We start from the raw sequence: 15,947 nt of genomic DNA, 5'->3' as shown, positions 1-15,947 counted from the left end.
CTACAAAAGCCCTTCGATGGGCAGCCAGCTCAGCACCCGCACCATGAAACGCTGCCACCAGCTGGTGCCGGGGTCGGCACTGAAGGTCTGGGCTTCGTGGGGCGGCTGCGGATTCTGGCCCGTCCAGCTCAGGCTGCCCTGCGGGTCCAGTTGCACCTTGTAGGCCATATACGGCAGATGCTGATCCAGGCTGGTGCTGACTTGCTGGCTCAAGGCCGGATCTTTGATGACCACGCCCATTTCGGTGTTGAGCACGGCCGAGCGCGGATCGAAGTTGAAGGAGCCGACAAAGAGCTGCTTGCCGTCGACCGCGAAGGTCTTGGCATGCAGGCTGGCGCCCGAGCTGCCCGTGGTGGCGGAGCTGCCGCTCAGCGCTGCAGGTGACGGGGCTTCGCGCTTTGGGGTCTTTTCGGCAGGCTTGCTCTTTCGGGTCTTGTCCGGCTCGTCGGCTGCGAGCTGATTGCGCAGATCGATCTGGCGGCGCATTTCGTGGAGTTCCACGCCCATCTTCAGCAGCGGCTTGCGGTATTTCTCGTAGCCCGCGTGCACCACGGCCACATCGGTTGCCTCCAGGCTGTTGGTCAGAATGCGCACTCGCACACCTTGCTGGCGCAGGTGGGCAAAGGCGTCGACTCCGGCCTGGGTGGGCACGAAATAGGGTGACACCACTTCCAGCAACTGCTGCGGCTGGCCAATCACCGGCTGGAGCTGGGACAGCAGCAAGTCTTCGGGCGCGGCTTTGCGCAGGACCTTGGCCGGGTCGTCGCTGACCAGGGTGGTCTCGGCCCATTGCAGCGGCAGTCGGCCTTCCAGCAAATCGGTGCTGAAGCGGCTGCGGCCCACGGCCTGCACATAGGCCTGGGATTCGGGGCGGTTTACATCGGCGTGCAGGCTTGCGTAGACCTTGTCCACGGCCTGCTGTGGCATGGCGGGCAGCAGGCTGACTACCGGGTAGGCCGAGGGGCTGTTCCAGTAACGGTCGAATTCCGCTGCCACCTCGCCCACCACCGAGCCAGTGGCCACCACATCGAGGTCGGCGAACAGCACGCCGTCGGAGGCGGCAAAGTACTCGTCACCGATATTGCGCCCGCCCACGATGGTGGCGGCGGAGTCGGCCGTGTAGCTCTTGTTGTGCATGCGCCGCTGAGTGCGCGCGAAGTCCGTCACATAGCCGATCGCCTTGGGCGTGCGCAGGGCAAAGGGGTTGAACAGCCTCACCTCGATCTGCGGATGCTGGTCCAGGGCTGCCAGCATGGCGTCCATGCCGCCGGTGCCGCCATCGTCCAGCAGCAGGCGTACGCGCACGCCGCGGTCTGCCGCGAGCAGCAGCTCATCGAGCAGCAAATGGCCTGTGGTGTCGTTGCGCCAGATGTAGTACTGCACATCGAGGGTGCGCTGCGCGGCTCGGGCCAGCAGGGCGCGGGCAGCATAGGCGTCATGGGCATCGGCCAGCATATGGATACCGCTCTGCCCAGGATGTGCCTGCAGCAGCGGCTCCAGAGCCTGGCCGAGCCGGGTTTGCAGGGCCTGCTCGGCACTCAGCGCCCGTGTGGCAGTGCGATCCGGCATGGGCGGCAGGCCGCAGCCTGCGAGCAATCCCGCAATCAGCAGGGTTGTCGCCGTACCGCGCCACAGGGGAATTTCGGGTCTCGAGGCCTGTGTGTTTTGCATGACCCGAGTATGCCGCAGCGCATCAGGCGATCTTCACAGGGCCGGGGCGGCGATCTTCCACCACAAAGCGTGCCAGCGTATAGAGACTGCTGTCGGCCTGGAGCGGGTTGCTCACGGCGCGCAGCTCGGTGCTCATGGACTGTGGCGTGATCTCCACGAGGCTGTAGCCGCGCTCCTCACAGCGCGCGAAAACCACCTGTGGATTGTGGGCCACGATGGCATCGACCCTGGCCTGTGTCGTGCCGCTGTGCGAGCTGATGGAGGTGCCGCAGAATTCGCTGGCAATCACCGGGTTGGCCTTGTCCGGGGCCTGATCGGCCCGGGCTGCAATGGAGCAGACATAGTTCTGGTGAATGTCTCCGCCGAGCAGCACGCTGTTGCGTGGCTGGCTCTCGGCAATCTGGCGCACCAGGCGCTGGCGAGCCTGAGGGTAGCCGTCCCAGCTGTCGGTCGACTGCCGGCCATTGGGATGCTTGCGGGCCGAGAACAAGGTGGTCTGCACCACGGTGCTCCAGCGGGTGGCCTCGGCCCTCTGGCGAGCATCGTCCTGCAACTGCCGGGCCAGCCAGCGCTCCTGATCCCAGCCCAGGAAGCTGCGTGCCGGATCTTGCAGGGCAGGGCATTCGGCCGGGTCCACGGTACCGGTGCTGGCCTTGCCCTCGGGGCGGCAGGCCTGCAGATCGCGGTACTGGCGGCCGTCCAGCAGATGCAGCCTGGCCAGCTTGCCCCACTGCAGACTGCGGTACAGCGCCAGGCCTTGAAAGTTGCGCTGCAATGCGCTGTCACGCAGCGGCATGTTTTCGTAGAAAGCCTGCCAGGCCGCCATGCGCCTGGCCAGAAAGTGAGCGCTGTCCCCGCGTCCGTACTGGGCTACATAGTCGTTTTCAACCTCGTGATCATCCCAGATGACGGACCAGTTGCACACGGCATGGGCGGCCTGCAGATGAGGATCGCTCTTGTGCAATGCATAGCGGTCGCGGTAGTCCTGCAAGGTCTGGGCGGTACGCAGCGGCTGCGGACGAGCCAGTCCATCGGGCTTGGCCGGTTGCGCATATTCATAGATGTAGTCGCCGAGAAACAGCACCAGATCGGGCGAGGCCTGCGCGGCATCGGCCCAGGCGCTGTAGAAGCCGTGTTCCCAGCGCTGGCAGGAGGCCACGGCCAGGCGCAGCTTGCGCACATCGGCTCCGGCTGCCGGGGCGGTGCGGCAGCGTGCGGTGGCGCTGAAGGCGTTGCCACAGCGGAAGCGGTAGAAATACCAGCGGTCAGGGCTCAGGCCGTTGACCTGCACATGGACGGCGTGGCCCCATTCGGCCCTCGCCTGGGCCTGCCCATGGGCCACGGCCTGGCGGAACTGGGCATCGTGCGCCACTTCCCAGTGGACGGTCTGTGCTGCCAGGTCTGGCGCGGCCGCTGTACCCAGATAGGACAGAGGTGCTGTCAGCCGCGTCCAGATCAGGATGTTGTCGGGCTCCGGGTCGCCGCTGGCCACTCCCAGAGTGAACGGGTTGTGGGCCAGCGATTCCGTGGCACGGGCCCAGGCTGGCAGGGCACCCACGGCCGTGGCAAGGCTGGAGGCAATCAGAAAGCGCCGGCGATCCGGCGCCGGCGTGTGAAGAGGATAAAACATGGCGATGCTGTGGTGTCGGGTTCTTGTAGCCAGTGGCTGGAAGTATCCCCGACCCCGCAGACATCGCCGCGGTTTACCGCAGCTTTACGCGTTGACCAGCACCAGCTTGCCCTGTACCTGGCGCGAGCCCATGCGCTCGTAGGCGGCGAACAGCTCGCTCATGGGCATGGTGCGGTCGATCACGGGCTTGATCCTGCCCTGGGCCCACCATTGCGACAGCTCCTGCATCATGGCTGCATTGTTCTGAGGCTCGCGCTTGGCGAAGTCGCCCCAGAACACGCCGACCAGGGAAGCGCCCTTGAGCAGCGGCAGGTTCAGCGGCAGAGAGGGGATGGGGCCGGAGGCAAATCCGATGATCAGATAGCGGCCGCGCCAGGCAATGGAGCGGAAGGCGGGCTCGGCGAACTCGCCGCCCACGGGATCGTATATCACGTCGGGGCCCTTGCCGTCGGTCGCGGCCTTGATGGCTTCCCGCAGATCGCCCTGGCTGTAGTTGATGGTGACGTCTGCACCTTGAGCCTTGCACAGCGCACATTTCTCGTCGGTGGAGGCCGCTGCAATCACCCGTGCGCCAGCTGCCTTGGCAATCTGTATGGCTGCCGTGCCAACGCCGCCTGCCGCGCCCAGTACGAGTACGGTCTCGCCGGCCTTGAGCTGACCGCGGTCGATCAACGCATGGTGGGAGGTGGCATAGGTCATGATGAAGGCTGCGGCATCGACAAAGGGGAAGTCGGCCGGAAGCGGCATGCACATGGCGGCGGGTGCCAGCGTATGTGTGGCGAACCCGCCCGTGCCCGAAAGACAGGCCACATGCTGGCCTACCTTGAGATGTTTGACGCCTTCGCCCACGGCCTGCACTACGCCGGCGTATTCCGAGCCCGGCACAAAGGGCAGGGCCGGCTTGATCTGGTATTTGTTCTGCACGATCAGCAGATCGGGAAAGTTCAGGCTGGCAGCCTTGACTTCCAGCAGCACCTGGCCGGGGCCGGGCTGCGGTGTGGGCTGCTCGGTCCATTTCAGGGTCTCGACGCCGGTAGGGGTGGTGCAAAGCCATGCGTGCATATCTTGTCTCCTGATCTTCTTGAGGTGAGATTGAGGGGAATCGGCTCGCAGATGATAGAAGTGTGGTGCGAATGCCGCGTGTCTCTGTCGTGACCTTGGAGCCGCCTACAATCCGCCTCATCCATGAAGATTCTTATTTGCAATGACGACGGCTTTCAGGCCCCAGGCATCGTGGCTTTGCACGATGCGCTGCGCACCGTGGCAGACGTCGAAGTGGTGGCGCCCGAGCACAACAACAGCGCCAAGTCCAATGCGTTGACGCTGAACGCGCCGCTGTATGTGCACCAGGCCTATAACGGCTTTCGCTACGTGAACGGCACGCCTGCAGACTGCGTGCATATCGCGCTGACCGGCCTGCTGGGCTACCGGCCCGATCTGGTGGTCTCGGGCATCAACAACGGCGCCAATATGGGCGACGACACGATTTACTCGGGCACCGTGGGGGCGGCCATGGAAGGCTATCTGTTCGGCATTCCGTCGATTGCCTTCTCCCAGGTGGACAAGGGCTGGGCCGAACTGGAGGCGGCAGCTGCCACGGCCCGTCAGATGGTTCAGGAGATGCTGGCCCAGCAGTTGATCGGTACTGCTCCCTGGTTGTTGAACGTGAATATTCCCAATATGCCGCTGCATGCACTCAAAAGCGTCAAGTTGTGTCGCCTGGGGCGACGTCATGCGGCCGAGCAGGCCATTCAGCAGCAAAGTCCACGTGGCGAGACCATGTACTGGATCGGCAGCGCCGGCGCAGCAAAGGACGACTCCGAAGGCACGGACTTCCATGCCACGGCCCATGGCCATGTCTCCATGACGCCGCTCAAGGTCGATCTGACCGACCATGAAAACCTCGGCTATTGGGCGCAGACGGCCAGCAAGCTGGCCGGTCCATCCACCACATCGGCGGCCGCATCGTGAGCGAGCGTCGTCCGCCTCAGGTTCCGGGCTGGATTGCACGTTCCGTGCAGATGGGCACCAGCGCGGCGCGGCCGCCCGTTACTCCCAAGCCCATCAATCCGCTGCGTGTGGCTGCTTCGCCTGTGGGGGTGGGGCTGGACTCATCCACGGTGCGCTCCCGCATGGCACAGCGCATCGGTGCGGCGGGCGTCAGCAACCCGGCCGTGCTGCAGGCCATGGCCACGGTGGAGCGTCACCGCTTTGTCGACAGTGCTCTGGTCAATCAGGCCTATGAAGACACCAGTCTGCCTATCGGCCTGGGTCAGACCATCTCCAAGCCCAGCATCGTGGCCCGCATGATCGAGCTGCTGCTCGACTCGGATGCAGCCCGCAACGGGCAAGGACGAGTGCTGGAGATCGGTACGGGCTGCGGCTATCAGGCCGCCGTGCTGTCCATGCTCACCAAAGAGGTTTATTCGATAGAGCGGCTGCGCGGCCTGCATGAGAAAGCACGCGGCCATCTGCGTCCCATGCGCCTGTCCAATGTGCATCTAATTCTCGGTGACGGCATGGTGGGCTTTGCCAGTGGCGCGCCCTATGCGGGCATCATCTCCGCTGCCGGCGGTGATGTGGTGCCGCAGGAGTGGTGCGACCAACTGGCGGTGGGCGGGCGTCTGGTGGCTCCGGTTGTGGTTGGTGCGGGTAAGCAGGCACTGCTGGTGATTGACAAGAGTTCACACGGTTTTACGCAGACAGTTTTGGAAGCAGTCAACTTTGTCCCTCTAAAATCGGGGATCGCCTAGAAGGGAATAGCTTATGTTGGTATCGCGAAGTCTTGGTGCATGGGGAACGGCCGTGCTGGCAGGTGTCATCCTGGCCGGTTGTGCTGCCCAGGCAAACAGGGCTCCTGTGGAGGATCGCGGACAGTCGGCCTCCTCGTCTTCAACTGTAGACGTCAAGTCGCTGCCCGGCGCTGAAAATGCCGGCAAGCCGGGTTACTACACCATCAAGCCTGGCGACACTCTGATCAGGATTGGTCTGGAGCACGGCCAGAGCTGGAAGGACATTGCTCGCTGGAGCAATCTGGACAATCCCAATGTGATTGAAGTCGGTCAGGTGGTGCGTGTGGTGCCGCCCGGACGCGAGGCGCCTGTCGCATCGTCCGGCTCGGGTCGCGGTGTCGCGCCCGTGGTCGTGGGCGGTGGCAGCACTGCAACGACGACTACCCCCGTGACTCCCCCGGCTGCAACCGCAACGCCAGTGCCATCCACGCCAGCAACAAGCCCTGCGCCTGTTGCCAAGGGAGCCGATGATGTGAACTTCATCTGGCCTGCCAGCGGCTCGCTGATTGCCGGCTTCGACGAGCAGCGCAACAAGGGCTACGACATCAGCGGCAAGGCCGGTGATCCCGTGGTGGCTGCGGCCGACGGCCGTGTGGTGTATGCCGGTGCCGGCCTGCGTGGCTATGGCAACCTGATCATCCTCAAGCACAACAACACCTATCTGACGGCCTACGCCCACAACCAGTCTCTGCTGGTCAAGGAAGATCAGGCCGTCAAAAAGGGGCAGAAGATTGCCGAGATGGGCAGCACCGATGCCGATCGCGTCAAGCTGCACTTCGAGGTGCGTCGCCAGGGCAAGCCTGTCGATCCTTCGCGCTATCTGCCTTCGCGCTGAGCATGGCCACGCAACGCAAGCAAGCCGCACAAGCCCCTGCCCAGCAGGGGCTTGTGCCTTCTGACGCGGCAGAGCAGAGCTGGGACGAAGCAGCCGAAGACGCCATTGCCTCGGCCGAGGTCGAGAACCGCGAACTCTCGGTCGGCACCGAGCATCACGGTCAGCGTGTGGACAAGGTGCTGGCGCTGGGGGTGTCCGAGTTCTCGCGCAGCTATCTGCAGCAGTTGCTGGCCGACGGCGCGGTCACGCTCAATGGCAAGGTTCTGCTCAAGCCCTCGGTCAAGGTGGCCGTGGGCGACCGCCTGCGCGTGGAAATGCGTCCTACCCAGCAGAGCATGGCCTTCCAGCCCGAGGCCATGGATCTGCAGGTGGTCTATGAGGACGATGATCTGCTGGTCATCAACAAGCCTGCGGGTCTGGTGGTGCATCCGGCGCCCGGCAACTGGACGGGCACATTGCTCAATGGTCTGCTGGCGCGTGACGAAAAAGCGCGTCAGGTGCCGCGCGCCGGCATTGTTCACCGTCTGGACAAGGATACCAGCGGTTTGATGGTGGTGGCGCGCAATCGCAGCACCATGGATGCGCTCATCAAGATGATTGCCGCGCGCGATGTGAGCCGTCAGTATCTGGCGCTTGCCCACAAGCAATGGGGCAGCCGCAAGCGCCGCGAAGTCGATGCGCCGATCGGCCGCGATCCACGCAACCGCCTGCGCATGGCGGTGGTGGATCTGAATCTGCACCCCGGCAAGCAGGCGCGCACCGATTTCGATCTGCTCGATGGCGATGCAGCTCACAGCCTGGTGCGCTGCACGCTGCACACCGGTCGCACGCACCAGATCCGGGTGCACATGGCTTCGCTCGGCCATCCGCTGATAGCCGACACGCTGTATGGCGGTCAGCCCGAGGGTGGGCTGGAGCGCCAGGCACTGCATGCCTTCAGACTGGCCTTCGAGCACCCGGTGACGAAAAAGCCGCTGGTCCACTATGCGCCGCTGCCGCAAGACATGGCTGGTGCACTGGATTTATGGGGTCTGCGTTACAATCTGCCGGAAAGCCTCTGACCATCACTCGCATGGCATCTTTGGGGCGCTTCCCTCTCTTCTTAGAATCAGGCGTCCCACCGCAGTCGGTGCGACAGCCGCTCCCGAAACGCTGCGCCCATGAATACGGTAGATGCCAAGCGGGTTCTTGAAACAGCATTGATTTGTGCCCCGCAGCCTGTAACGCTGCGGGAATTGCGCTCACTTTTTGATGATGTGCTGGGCTCGGACACGGTTAAGGATTTGCTGCTGGACCTGCAAAAGGACTGGGCCCTCAAGGGCGTGGAACTGGTGCAGGTGGCTTCTGGCTGGCGTTTTCAGAGCCGGCCCGAGATGCGCGTCTACCTGGACAAGCTTCACCCCGAGAAGCCGCCCAAGTACACGCGGGCGACGCTGGAGACGCTGGCCATCATTGCCTACCGTCAGCCGGTCACGCGGGGTGATATAGAGGACATCCGCGGCGTGACCGTGAACAGCCTGATCATCAAGCAGCTGGAAGACCGGGGCTGGATCGAGGTCATCGGCCACCGTGAAACCGTGGGGCGGCCTGCGCTGTTTGCCACCACGCGCCAGTTTCTCGATGATCTGGGTCTGCAGTCGCTGGATCAGCTGCCCATGCTGGAGGAAACACAGGCCCAGCAAAGTCTGTTCAAGGCGCTGGATGGGGAGGAGGGCGAACCAGCCTCCGTGCCGGAGGCCGGTGTCGAGGAGGCCCAGCGCCAGGAAGGCGTGGAGGCCGCAGAGTCGGTGGATGTCGTGACAGAGTCCGATGCGGCGGAGAGTGAGATCCTGCGTGCCTCGGGTGAGGAAGAGGGGGCGCAGGAGCTGCCGGACACCGATGTCGACCCAGTGGTGCAAGCGCCTGCAGGGCTTGTGTCGGAGATTCAGCCCGAGGTGGATGCGCCAGAGTTGAAGTCATATCCGGACCAAACGCCGATTGATATTGCACAAGCTGCTACTGAAGAGATAGCTGTTGAGTTGCCGGATGCGGAGCCAGGGCCGACAGAGGAGCCGCCGTCCGTGAGCAAGCCCAAGGCGGTCAGGCCCGTCAGGACAGCCAAGGCGGCAGAGCCGGAGCCCAAACCGGCGGCCAAGAAAGCCGGACGTACCGAGTGGGTGGGCCTGAAGGCGTTTCTCGAGGATGACTATGGCAGCGACGACGACGAGGCCGAGGACACAAAGACGAAAGCGCGGGCCGACGATGCCGTCGGGTCAGCAGAACAAGGAATTGTGGAGGGTGACGATGGCGTCATCCCCGAAGGAAAACTGGAATGAACAACGAGACATCGAACCCGATGCCCGAGTCCGCAGCCGCTTCGCCCGAAGCCGAGCCGGTCAAGAAGACTCGCAAGCCCCGCGCAGCCAAGGCCGATGGCGCCAAGGATGCCGCCGAGGCCAAGAAGCCAGCAGCACCGCGCAAGCGTGCCGGCGTCAAAAAGGACGCTGCTGCCGAGGCCAAGCCAGCGCGCAAGCGTGTGACCAAGCCGCGTGCCGAAGAAGCCGTGGCCGTCGAAGAGTCTGTTCAGCCCGCGGCTGAGCAGGAGGTGCAGTCCCAGGACCAGGACCAGGGCCAGAACCAGGACGCAGCAGCGGATATCGTCGTTGCCGAAGTGGCTGTTGAGAGCGTTGCCGCTCCTCATGGGCCCAGGGGACGCAAGAGCCAGAACATCGACTTTGCCGATGTGATCTCGGGCGACTTCGACGATGAGGAAGAGAACGGCAGCGCCATGCCCGCCAAGCGCGTGCTTGCGCCCCAGGTAGATTCTCCGAAGCTGCACAAGGTGCTGGCCCAGGCCGGCATGGGTTCGCGCCTGGAGATGGAGCAACTGATCCTGGAAGGGCGCATCTCGGTCAACAACGAGCCTGCCCACGTCGGCCAGCGCATTCAGTTCGGCGATATCGTCAAGGTCAACGGCCAGCCCATCCGTTTCCGTATCGACCCGCCGCCCGCACGCGTGATTGCCTATCACAAGCCCGTGGGCGAAGTGGTGACGCATGACGATCCTCAGAACCGTCCCACGGTGTTCCGCAAGCTGCCCAAGCTGCAGCATGGCAAGTGGCAGTCGGTGGGGCGCCTGGACCTGAATACCGAAGGTCTGCTGCTGTTCACCAGCTCGGGCGAGCTGGCGAACTCGCTGATGCACCCCCGCTTCGGCCTGGAGCGTGAATACGCGGCCCGCGTGCTGGGCGCGCTGAGCAAGGAAGAGAAGCAGCGTCTGCTGGACGGCGTGCAGCTCGAAGACGGTGAAGCCAGCTTCGGTGCCGTGGAAGATGGCGGTGGCGAAGGTGCCAACTGCTGGTACCGCGTGACCATCTCCGAAGGCCGCAACCGCGAAGTGCGTCGCATGTTCGAGGCTGTGGGCCATGCCGTCAGCCGTCTGATCCGCATTCGCTACGGCGCCATGATGCTGCCGCGCGGTCTCAAGCGCGGCGCCTGGGTGGAACTTGATCAGGCCGATATCCAGGCGCTGATGTCGGCAGCCGGCGTCAAGGAGCGCGCTCCCGTCGAGCGCAACAGCGGCGGTGCCCGTGGCGCCAACAACCGTGGCGGCCGCAACAACCGCAGCGGCGGTCGCGGCAACGGCATGAATGCCGATCGAGCACCCCAGGGGCGCCGTGAAGGCGGCGGCCAGCGCCGTGGCGAGTGGGACGGCAATCGTCCGGCACCCAGCGGCATGCTGGGCGACAACCCGCGCAACAAGTCCGGCGGCCGCTCCGGTGGCTCGGGTCGCTCGCAGGGGGGCGGTCAGCCCGACCCCATGCGCACCTCGGTGGGCTATATCGGCAGCGACAGCCTGTCGCGTGCCCGCCAGAACGCCAAGCGTCGCCCTGGTGGTGGCGGTGGCGGCGGTCGCCGCGGCGGCCGCTAAAAAGGTATCCGTAAGGATTTGAGTGCTGCCCGGACTTCAAGGTCTATGGTGGCACCGCTAAAATCAACTGTTTTGCTTTTTCGGCAAAAACCCATAGTAACCCTGATTAGGAAATAATCATCATGGCTATCGAACGTACCCTCTCCATCATCAAGCCCGACGCAGTTGCCAAGAACGTGATCGGCCAAATCTACGCCCGCTTCGAAGCTGCTGGCCTGAAGATCGTGGCAGCCAAGCTGGTGCACCTGTCGCGCGGCGAAGCCGAGCAGTTCTACGCTGTGCACGCTGCCCGTCCTTTCTTCAAGGATCTGGTGGACTTCATGGTCTCCGGCCCCGTGATGATCCAGGCTCTGGAAGGCGAGAACGCCATCCTGAAGAACCGTGAACTGATGGGCGCCACCGACCCCAAGAAGGCCGAGAAGGGCACCATCCGCGCCGACTTCGCCGACAGCATTGACGCCAACGCCGTGCACGGCTCCGACGCTGCTGAAACTGCTGCTGTGGAAGTTGCCTTCTTCTTCCCCGGCATGAACGTGTACTCGCGTTAATCCCACGCTAGCTTTACAGCATGCTCTCGCTGACGCCAGCGCTTTGCATTCGTGCAAAGCGGGTGTCAGCACTTGAAGATGCTGGCCACGGCGTGGCAAACACCGTTCGCAAGACGCCTCGCCACATGCCGATATGACTACTAATTTGCTTGATTTTGACCTCGAAGGACTGACCGCTTATTGCGAGCAGCTCGGGGAGAAGCGTTTCCGTGCGACGCAGCTGTTCCGCTGGATTCACCAGCGTGGCGCATCCGATTTCGACCAGATGACCGATCTGGCCAAGTCTTTGCGCGAAAAGCTCAAAAGCCGGGCCCACATTACCGCTTTGCCCGTGGTGACCGAGCATGTCTCTGCCGATGGCACCGTGAAGTGGCTGTTCGATGTGGGTGACGGCAATGCCGTTGAATCCGTTTTCATTCCTGAGGACGACCGTGGCACGCTGTGTGTCTCGTCCCAGGCAGGTTGCGCCGTGGGCTGCCGCTTTTGCTCGACCGGGCATCAGGGCTTCAGCCGCAACCTCAATACCGGCGAAATCCTTGCCCAGCTCTGGTATGCAGAGCATTCGCTGCGCAAGCGCTTCGGTACCGAAGATCGCATCATCTCCAACGTGGTGATGATGGGCATGGGTGAGCCGCTGCAGAACTACAGTGCGCTGGTGCCTGCCCTGCGCGTGATGCTGGATGATCATGGCTATGGCCTGTCGCGCCGCCGCGTGACGGTGTCCACCTCGGGCGTGGTGCCCATGATGGATCGTCTGTCGCAGGACTGTGCCGTGGCACTTGCGGTGTCGCTGCACGCGCCCAATGATCCGCTGCGTGACAACCTGGTGCCGCTGAACAAGAAGTACCCGATTGCCGAACTGCTGGACGCCTGCGAGCGCTATCTGGAGTTCGCGCCACGTGACTTCATCACCTTTGAATATTGCATGCTCGACGGCGTTAACGATCAGCCTGAGCATGCGCGCCAGCTGATAGAGTTGGTGCGCGCGCGCGGCGATGGCAAGAGCTGGTGCAAGTTCAATCTGATCCCGTTCAATCCCTTCCCCGCTTCGGGTCTGTTGCGCTCGCCTTCGGCCCGCGTGACCGAGTTCGCTACGTTGCTGAGCAATGCCGGCATCGTGACCACGGTGCGCAAGACCCGGGGTGACGATATCGATGCGGCCTGTGGTCAGCTCGCGGGCGATGTGAAGGACAGGACTCGCGCTGCCGAGCGTATGGCCAGGCAGCGCACCATCCCGCTCAAGCAGGTGTCTTGACGGAGTTTTGAATAAAGGACAATCAATGAGGGCAGTGGTACAGCGACCGGTTTGGCGACATTGGGGCTTGTTGGCCCGGTGGGGGGTACCGGTTGCGGTCGCGGCACTTGTGGGTTGTACTTCGACAACGACCACCACCACGTCCTCTACGTCCGTCCCCCAGGCTTCCGTGGTCGGCACGGGCGGTGCCCAGGTCGCCGATGCCAGTCGCCGTGCCCAGATTCGCCTGGAGCTGGCTGCCAATTACTTTCAGGCCGGGCGCCTGGATGTGGCCATGGATGAGGTGGGGCAGGCCTTGGCTGCCAAGCCCGATTACGCCGATGCATACGGCCTGCTGGGCCTGATCCTCATGCAGAACCAGGACTGGACGCAGGCGGAGATCGCCATGCGCAAGGCCGTGGATCTCAATCCGCGCGACGGCAACCAGATTCACAACTACGGCTGGATGCAATGCCAGCAAAAGCATTTCGACCCAGCCCAGCAGTGGTTTGATAGAGCCCTGCAGGCTCCGGGCTACCGTGAACAGCCCAGGACCCTGCTGGCCAAGGGCATGTGCTACCAGCAGGCAGGACAGTTGGAGCAGGCCTACCAGAACATGTTTCGTGCCTATGAGATGGATGTGGGCAACCCCGCCGCAGGCTACAACCTGGCAAATGTGCTTTGGCTCAAAGGTGATCTGAAGAAGGCGCAGTTCTACATCCGGCGCTTGAATAACAATAGCAATCAGGCCAGTGCGGAAAGCCTCTGGCTGGGGATCAAAATAGACAGGGCATTGCACGACGACATTGGAGTGCGTCAACAGGCCGATCAGTTGCACGAGCGTTTTCCTCAATCGCGTCAGTGGCTGGCCTATGAACGTGGAGCTTTCAATGAATGAGGCTGCGGTGGAAGAGGAAACTATGCAAAGCGAAGAGCAGGTGCCAACTCAGGGTCAGGCCACGGCCGGAGTCTTGTTGCGTCAGGCACGGGAAGCAGCCCGGATGCAGTTGCCCGTGATGGCTGCGACATTGAAGGTGCCGCAGCACAAGCTGGAAGCGCTGGAGGCCGATGACTATGCGGCCTTTCCCGATCATGTGTTCATGCGTGCTCTGGCCATGGGGATGTGCCGGACCTTGCATATCGATGCCGAATCGGTGCTGGCCAAGCTGCCACGCAGCGAGATCAAAAGCCTTGCCAATGCGGGTCCTGGCATCAACGAGACCGTCAAGGTGCGCAGCAGCTTCAAGGTCACGGGTACGCCGCTGGACTCCGGCAATAGCAGCTCTCGCAAGATCGCGGCAGGCGTGCTGATTCTGCTGGCAGCTGCCGCTGCCGTGTACTTTGTGCCATTCCATCAGATGGTGGACGGCGCCGATGGGGCAGGCGCGCCAGCGCCGGCTCAGGCCCAGTCTGGCCAGACGGCTGCGGCGAGCGCTCCGGCTGCAGAACCGCTTGCCCCCGCCGAGGGCGGTGCACAGGGCAGTTCTGCCACACCCGCGGCGACGGTGACAGAGTCTGTGCCGGTTGCTGGTGCTGCCGGCATGCCTGGCGATGGCGCTGCAGCAAGCGTTTCCGCACCTGTGGCAGCGGCCCAAACCGCAGCCCCGGTCGCCGAGGCGGCCACGCCCGCGACCGGCGCTGCCGGCCTGCTGGTGCTGAAGGTGAATACTGGCCAGTCCTGGGTCAAGGTCAGGGATGGTGCTGGCAAGGTGGTGCTGGAAAAGACCCTGTCCAAGGATGAATCTGCGACTGCCGAAGGTCAGTTGCCCCTGTCGGTGATTGTGGGCAATGCCAAGGGCACGCAGGTGACGGTACGTGGCGAACCCTTCGATATCTCGAGCACACGCGACAATGTGGCTCGCTTCGAGGTGAAGTAACCGTTCGAGGTAAACAAGAGTGCAAGATTCTCAAAGCTCGCAGCAGCTCAGCCAGGCGATAGCCATCGCCAGCCCGCTGCAGCGCAAATCGCGCCAGGCCCGTGTGGCGTGGCGCAACAACGTGGTCACCGTCGGGGGCGATGCGCCCGTGCGCGTGCAGTCCATGACCAATACCGACACCGTGGATGCGGTGGAGACCGCCATCCAGGTGCGCCAGCTGGCCCAGGCCGGCTCGGAGATGGTGCGCATCACGGTGAACACGCCCGAGGCGGCGGCAGCCGTGCCCTATATCCGCGAGCAGCTCGACCGCATGGGCGAGTATGTGCCGCTGGTGGGCGACTTCCACTACAACGGCCACCGTCTGCTGACCGACTATCCCGACTGCGCCCAGGCGCTGTCCAAGTACCGCATCAACCCTGGCAATGTGGGCAAGGGCGACAAGAAGGACAAGCAGTTCGGTCAGATGATCGAGATCGCCGCCAAGTACGACAAGGCCGTGCGCATCGGCGTGAACTGGGGCTCGCTCGACCAGGAAATCATGGCCGAGCTGATGGACCAGAACAGCAAGCTTGCCCAGCCCTGGGAAACGCGCCAGGTCATGTACGAGGCACTGATCACCTCGGCCATCAGCTCGGCCGAGCTTGCCAGGAATATCGGCCTGAATCCCGACAACATCATCCTGTCCTGCAAGGTCAGCGGCGTGCAGGATCTGATCTCGGTCTATCGAGAGCTGGCGCGCCGCTGCGACTATGCGCTGCATCTGGGTCTGACCGAGGCCGGCATGGGCACCAAGGGCACGGTGGCATCCACCGCTGCGCTGTCGGTGCTGCTGCAAGAGGGCATTGGTGACACGATTCGCGTCTCGCTCACGCCCCAGCCGGGTGAAGCACGCACGCAGGAGGTCGTGGTGGCCTCCGAGATTCTGCAGGCCCTGGGGCTGCGCGTGTTCGTGCCCAGCGTCACCGCCTGCCCGGGCTGCGGCCGCACCACCAGCACCACCTTCCAGGAACTGGCCAAGAGGATCGACGATTTTCTGCGCGGTGAAATGCCGGTCTGGCGCACCCAGTTCCCCGGCGTGGAAGCCATGAAGGTGGCGGTGATGGGTTGCATCGTCAACGGCCCCGGCGAGAGCAAGCATGCCGACATCGGCATCAGCCTGCCCGGCAATGGCGAGGCGCCTGCGGCACCGGTGTTCATCGATGGCGAGAAAGCCTTGACGCTGCGCGGCGAACATATCGCCGAGGAGTTCCAGACCCTGGTGCTGGAATATGTGCAGCGCCGCTACGGCCAGAAGGCCTGAGCGAATCGAGCGCTTGCAGCGGCCCGGCATGCGGGTGGTGATTGCGCTTGCTGGCACAATGACAGCGAGCCAAGACTTTGGAATTGATAGCTGCTTGCGCACTATCTGTATGGATTTGAATTAGGTTTCTAGCTAGAAGGCATAGTTGCC

The 15,947-nt window shown here is 63.5% G+C and carries 14 protein-coding genes; 11 read left to right on the top strand and 3 right to left on the bottom strand.

The genetic code is table 11. The features are described from left to right. The 3 genes from F0P97_RS19285 to F0P97_RS19275 all read right to left on the bottom strand — a co-directional run bounded on the left by F0P97_RS19285 (position 1) and on the right by F0P97_RS19275 (position 4,363). Positions 1-1,671 carry a phospholipase D family protein gene (locus F0P97_RS19285; RefSeq protein ID WP_182283554.1) on the bottom strand — a complete coding sequence of 557 codons (1,671 nt, stop codon included), beginning with the start codon at positions 1,669-1,671 and terminating at the stop codon, positions 1-3. A gap of 22 nt (positions 1,672-1,693) precedes the next feature. Further along, positions 1,694-3,301: an alkaline phosphatase D family protein gene (locus F0P97_RS19280; protein WP_182283553.1), complete on the bottom strand. Its 1,608-nt coding sequence runs from the start codon at positions 3,299-3,301 to the stop codon at positions 1,694-1,696. Between the two features lie 84 nt (positions 3,302-3,385). After that, entirely contained in the window at positions 3,386-4,363 is a 978-nt protein-coding gene (locus F0P97_RS19275; RefSeq protein ID WP_182283552.1) for an NADPH:quinone oxidoreductase family protein, read from the bottom strand. Between the two features lie 123 nt (positions 4,364-4,486). On the opposite strand from F0P97_RS19275, the gene surE reads away from it, so the two are divergent. The 11 genes from surE to ispG all read left to right on the top strand — a co-directional run bounded on the left by surE (position 4,487) and on the right by ispG (position 15,797). Further along, positions 4,487-5,272, top strand: a complete 786-nt coding sequence (gene surE / locus F0P97_RS19270; RefSeq protein WP_182283551.1) for a 5'/3'-nucleotidase SurE — start codon at positions 4,487-4,489, stop codon at positions 5,270-5,272. After that, positions 5,212-6,054 carry a protein-L-isoaspartate(D-aspartate) O-methyltransferase gene (locus tag F0P97_RS19265; protein ID WP_371878493.1) on the top strand — a complete coding sequence of 281 codons (843 nt, stop codon included), beginning with the start codon at positions 5,212-5,214 and terminating at the stop codon, positions 6,052-6,054. Before surE ends, F0P97_RS19265 begins: the two co-directional genes overlap by 61 nt. A gap of 13 nt (positions 6,055-6,067) precedes the next feature. Beyond that, entirely contained in the window at positions 6,068-6,928 is an 861-nt protein-coding gene (locus F0P97_RS19260) for a peptidoglycan DD-metalloendopeptidase family protein (protein WP_182283549.1), read from the top strand. A gap of 2 nt (positions 6,929-6,930) precedes the next feature. Further along, positions 6,931-7,989, top strand: coding sequence for an RluA family pseudouridine synthase (locus tag F0P97_RS19255; protein WP_182283548.1), 1,059 nt, complete (start codon positions 6,931-6,933; stop codon positions 7,987-7,989). A 99-nt stretch (positions 7,990-8,088) separates the two neighbouring features. After that, complete coding sequence (scpB, locus tag F0P97_RS19250) at positions 8,089-9,243, top strand: SMC-Scp complex subunit ScpB (RefSeq protein ID WP_182283547.1); 1,155 nt, start codon at positions 8,089-8,091, stop codon at positions 9,241-9,243. Next, positions 9,240-10,838 (top strand): pseudouridine synthase, encoded by a 1,599-nt coding sequence (locus F0P97_RS19245; RefSeq protein ID WP_182283546.1) that lies wholly within the window; start codon positions 9,240-9,242, stop codon positions 10,836-10,838. Before scpB ends, F0P97_RS19245 begins: the two co-directional genes overlap by 4 nt. Positions 10,839-10,960: 122 nt before the next feature. Next, positions 10,961-11,386 carry a nucleoside-diphosphate kinase gene (gene ndk / locus F0P97_RS19240; RefSeq protein ID WP_003053316.1) on the top strand — a complete coding sequence of 142 codons (426 nt, stop codon included), beginning with the start codon at positions 10,961-10,963 and terminating at the stop codon, positions 11,384-11,386. A gap of 133 nt (positions 11,387-11,519) precedes the next feature. Further along, positions 11,520-12,641, top strand: coding sequence for a 23S rRNA (adenine(2503)-C(2))-methyltransferase RlmN (rlmN, locus tag F0P97_RS19235; RefSeq protein WP_182283545.1), 1,122 nt, complete (start codon positions 11,520-11,522; stop codon positions 12,639-12,641). 25 nt (positions 12,642-12,666) lie between these two features. Further along, a complete protein-coding gene (gene pilW, locus F0P97_RS19230; RefSeq protein WP_332839860.1) occupies positions 12,667-13,518 on the top strand; it encodes a type IV pilus biogenesis/stability protein PilW in 852 nt (283 codons plus the stop codon). Then, entirely contained in the window at positions 13,511-14,497 is a 987-nt protein-coding gene (locus F0P97_RS19225; protein ID WP_182283543.1) for a helix-turn-helix domain-containing protein, read from the top strand. The genes pilW and F0P97_RS19225 overlap by 8 nt, the downstream gene beginning before the upstream one ends. Before the next feature lie 19 nt (positions 14,498-14,516). Then, entirely contained in the window at positions 14,517-15,797 is a 1,281-nt protein-coding gene (gene ispG, locus F0P97_RS19220) for a flavodoxin-dependent (E)-4-hydroxy-3-methylbut-2-enyl-diphosphate synthase (protein ID WP_182283542.1), read from the top strand. Positions 15,798-15,947: the final 150 nt, after the last annotated feature.

The organism is Comamonas testosteroni, assembly GCF_014076415.1.
In the GTDB taxonomy this organism is placed as follows: domain Bacteria; phylum Pseudomonadota; class Gammaproteobacteria; order Burkholderiales; family Burkholderiaceae_C; genus Comamonas; species Comamonas testosteroni_F.
This window is presented reverse-complemented; position numbering and strand designations above follow the sequence as displayed.

What these genes read in the sequence shown, in the direction of transcription:
- pilW (WP_332839860.1), top strand. Translation starts at nt 12,667, where the DNA reads ATGAGGGCAGTGGTACAGCGACCGGTTTGGCGACATTGGGGCTTGTTG.
- F0P97_RS19245 (WP_182283546.1), top strand. Translation starts at nt 9,240, where the DNA reads ATGAACAACGAGACATCGAACCCGATGCCCGAGTCCGCAGCCGCTTCG.
- F0P97_RS19255 (WP_182283548.1), top strand. Translation starts at nt 6,931, where the DNA reads ATGGCCACGCAACGCAAGCAAGCCGCACAAGCCCCTGCCCAGCAGGGG.
- F0P97_RS19285 (WP_182283554.1), bottom strand. Translation starts at nt 1,671, where the DNA reads ATGCAAAACACACAGGCCTCGAGACCCGAAATTCCCCTGTGGCGCGGT.
- surE (WP_182283551.1), top strand. Translation starts at nt 4,487, where the DNA reads ATGAAGATTCTTATTTGCAATGACGACGGCTTTCAGGCCCCAGGCATC.
- scpB (WP_182283547.1), top strand. Translation starts at nt 8,089, where the DNA reads ATGAATACGGTAGATGCCAAGCGGGTTCTTGAAACAGCATTGATTTGT.
- F0P97_RS19225 (WP_182283543.1), top strand. Translation starts at nt 13,511, where the DNA reads ATGAATGAGGCTGCGGTGGAAGAGGAAACTATGCAAAGCGAAGAGCAG.
- ndk (WP_003053316.1), top strand. Translation starts at nt 10,961, where the DNA reads ATGGCTATCGAACGTACCCTCTCCATCATCAAGCCCGACGCAGTTGCC.
- rlmN (WP_182283545.1), top strand. Translation starts at nt 11,520, where the DNA reads ATGACTACTAATTTGCTTGATTTTGACCTCGAAGGACTGACCGCTTAT.
- F0P97_RS19275 (WP_182283552.1), bottom strand. Translation starts at nt 4,363, where the DNA reads ATGCACGCATGGCTTTGCACCACCCCTACCGGCGTCGAGACCCTGAAA.
- F0P97_RS19280 (WP_182283553.1), bottom strand. Translation starts at nt 3,301, where the DNA reads ATGTTTTATCCTCTTCACACGCCGGCGCCGGATCGCCGGCGCTTTCTG.
- F0P97_RS19260 (WP_182283549.1), top strand. Translation starts at nt 6,068, where the DNA reads ATGTTGGTATCGCGAAGTCTTGGTGCATGGGGAACGGCCGTGCTGGCA.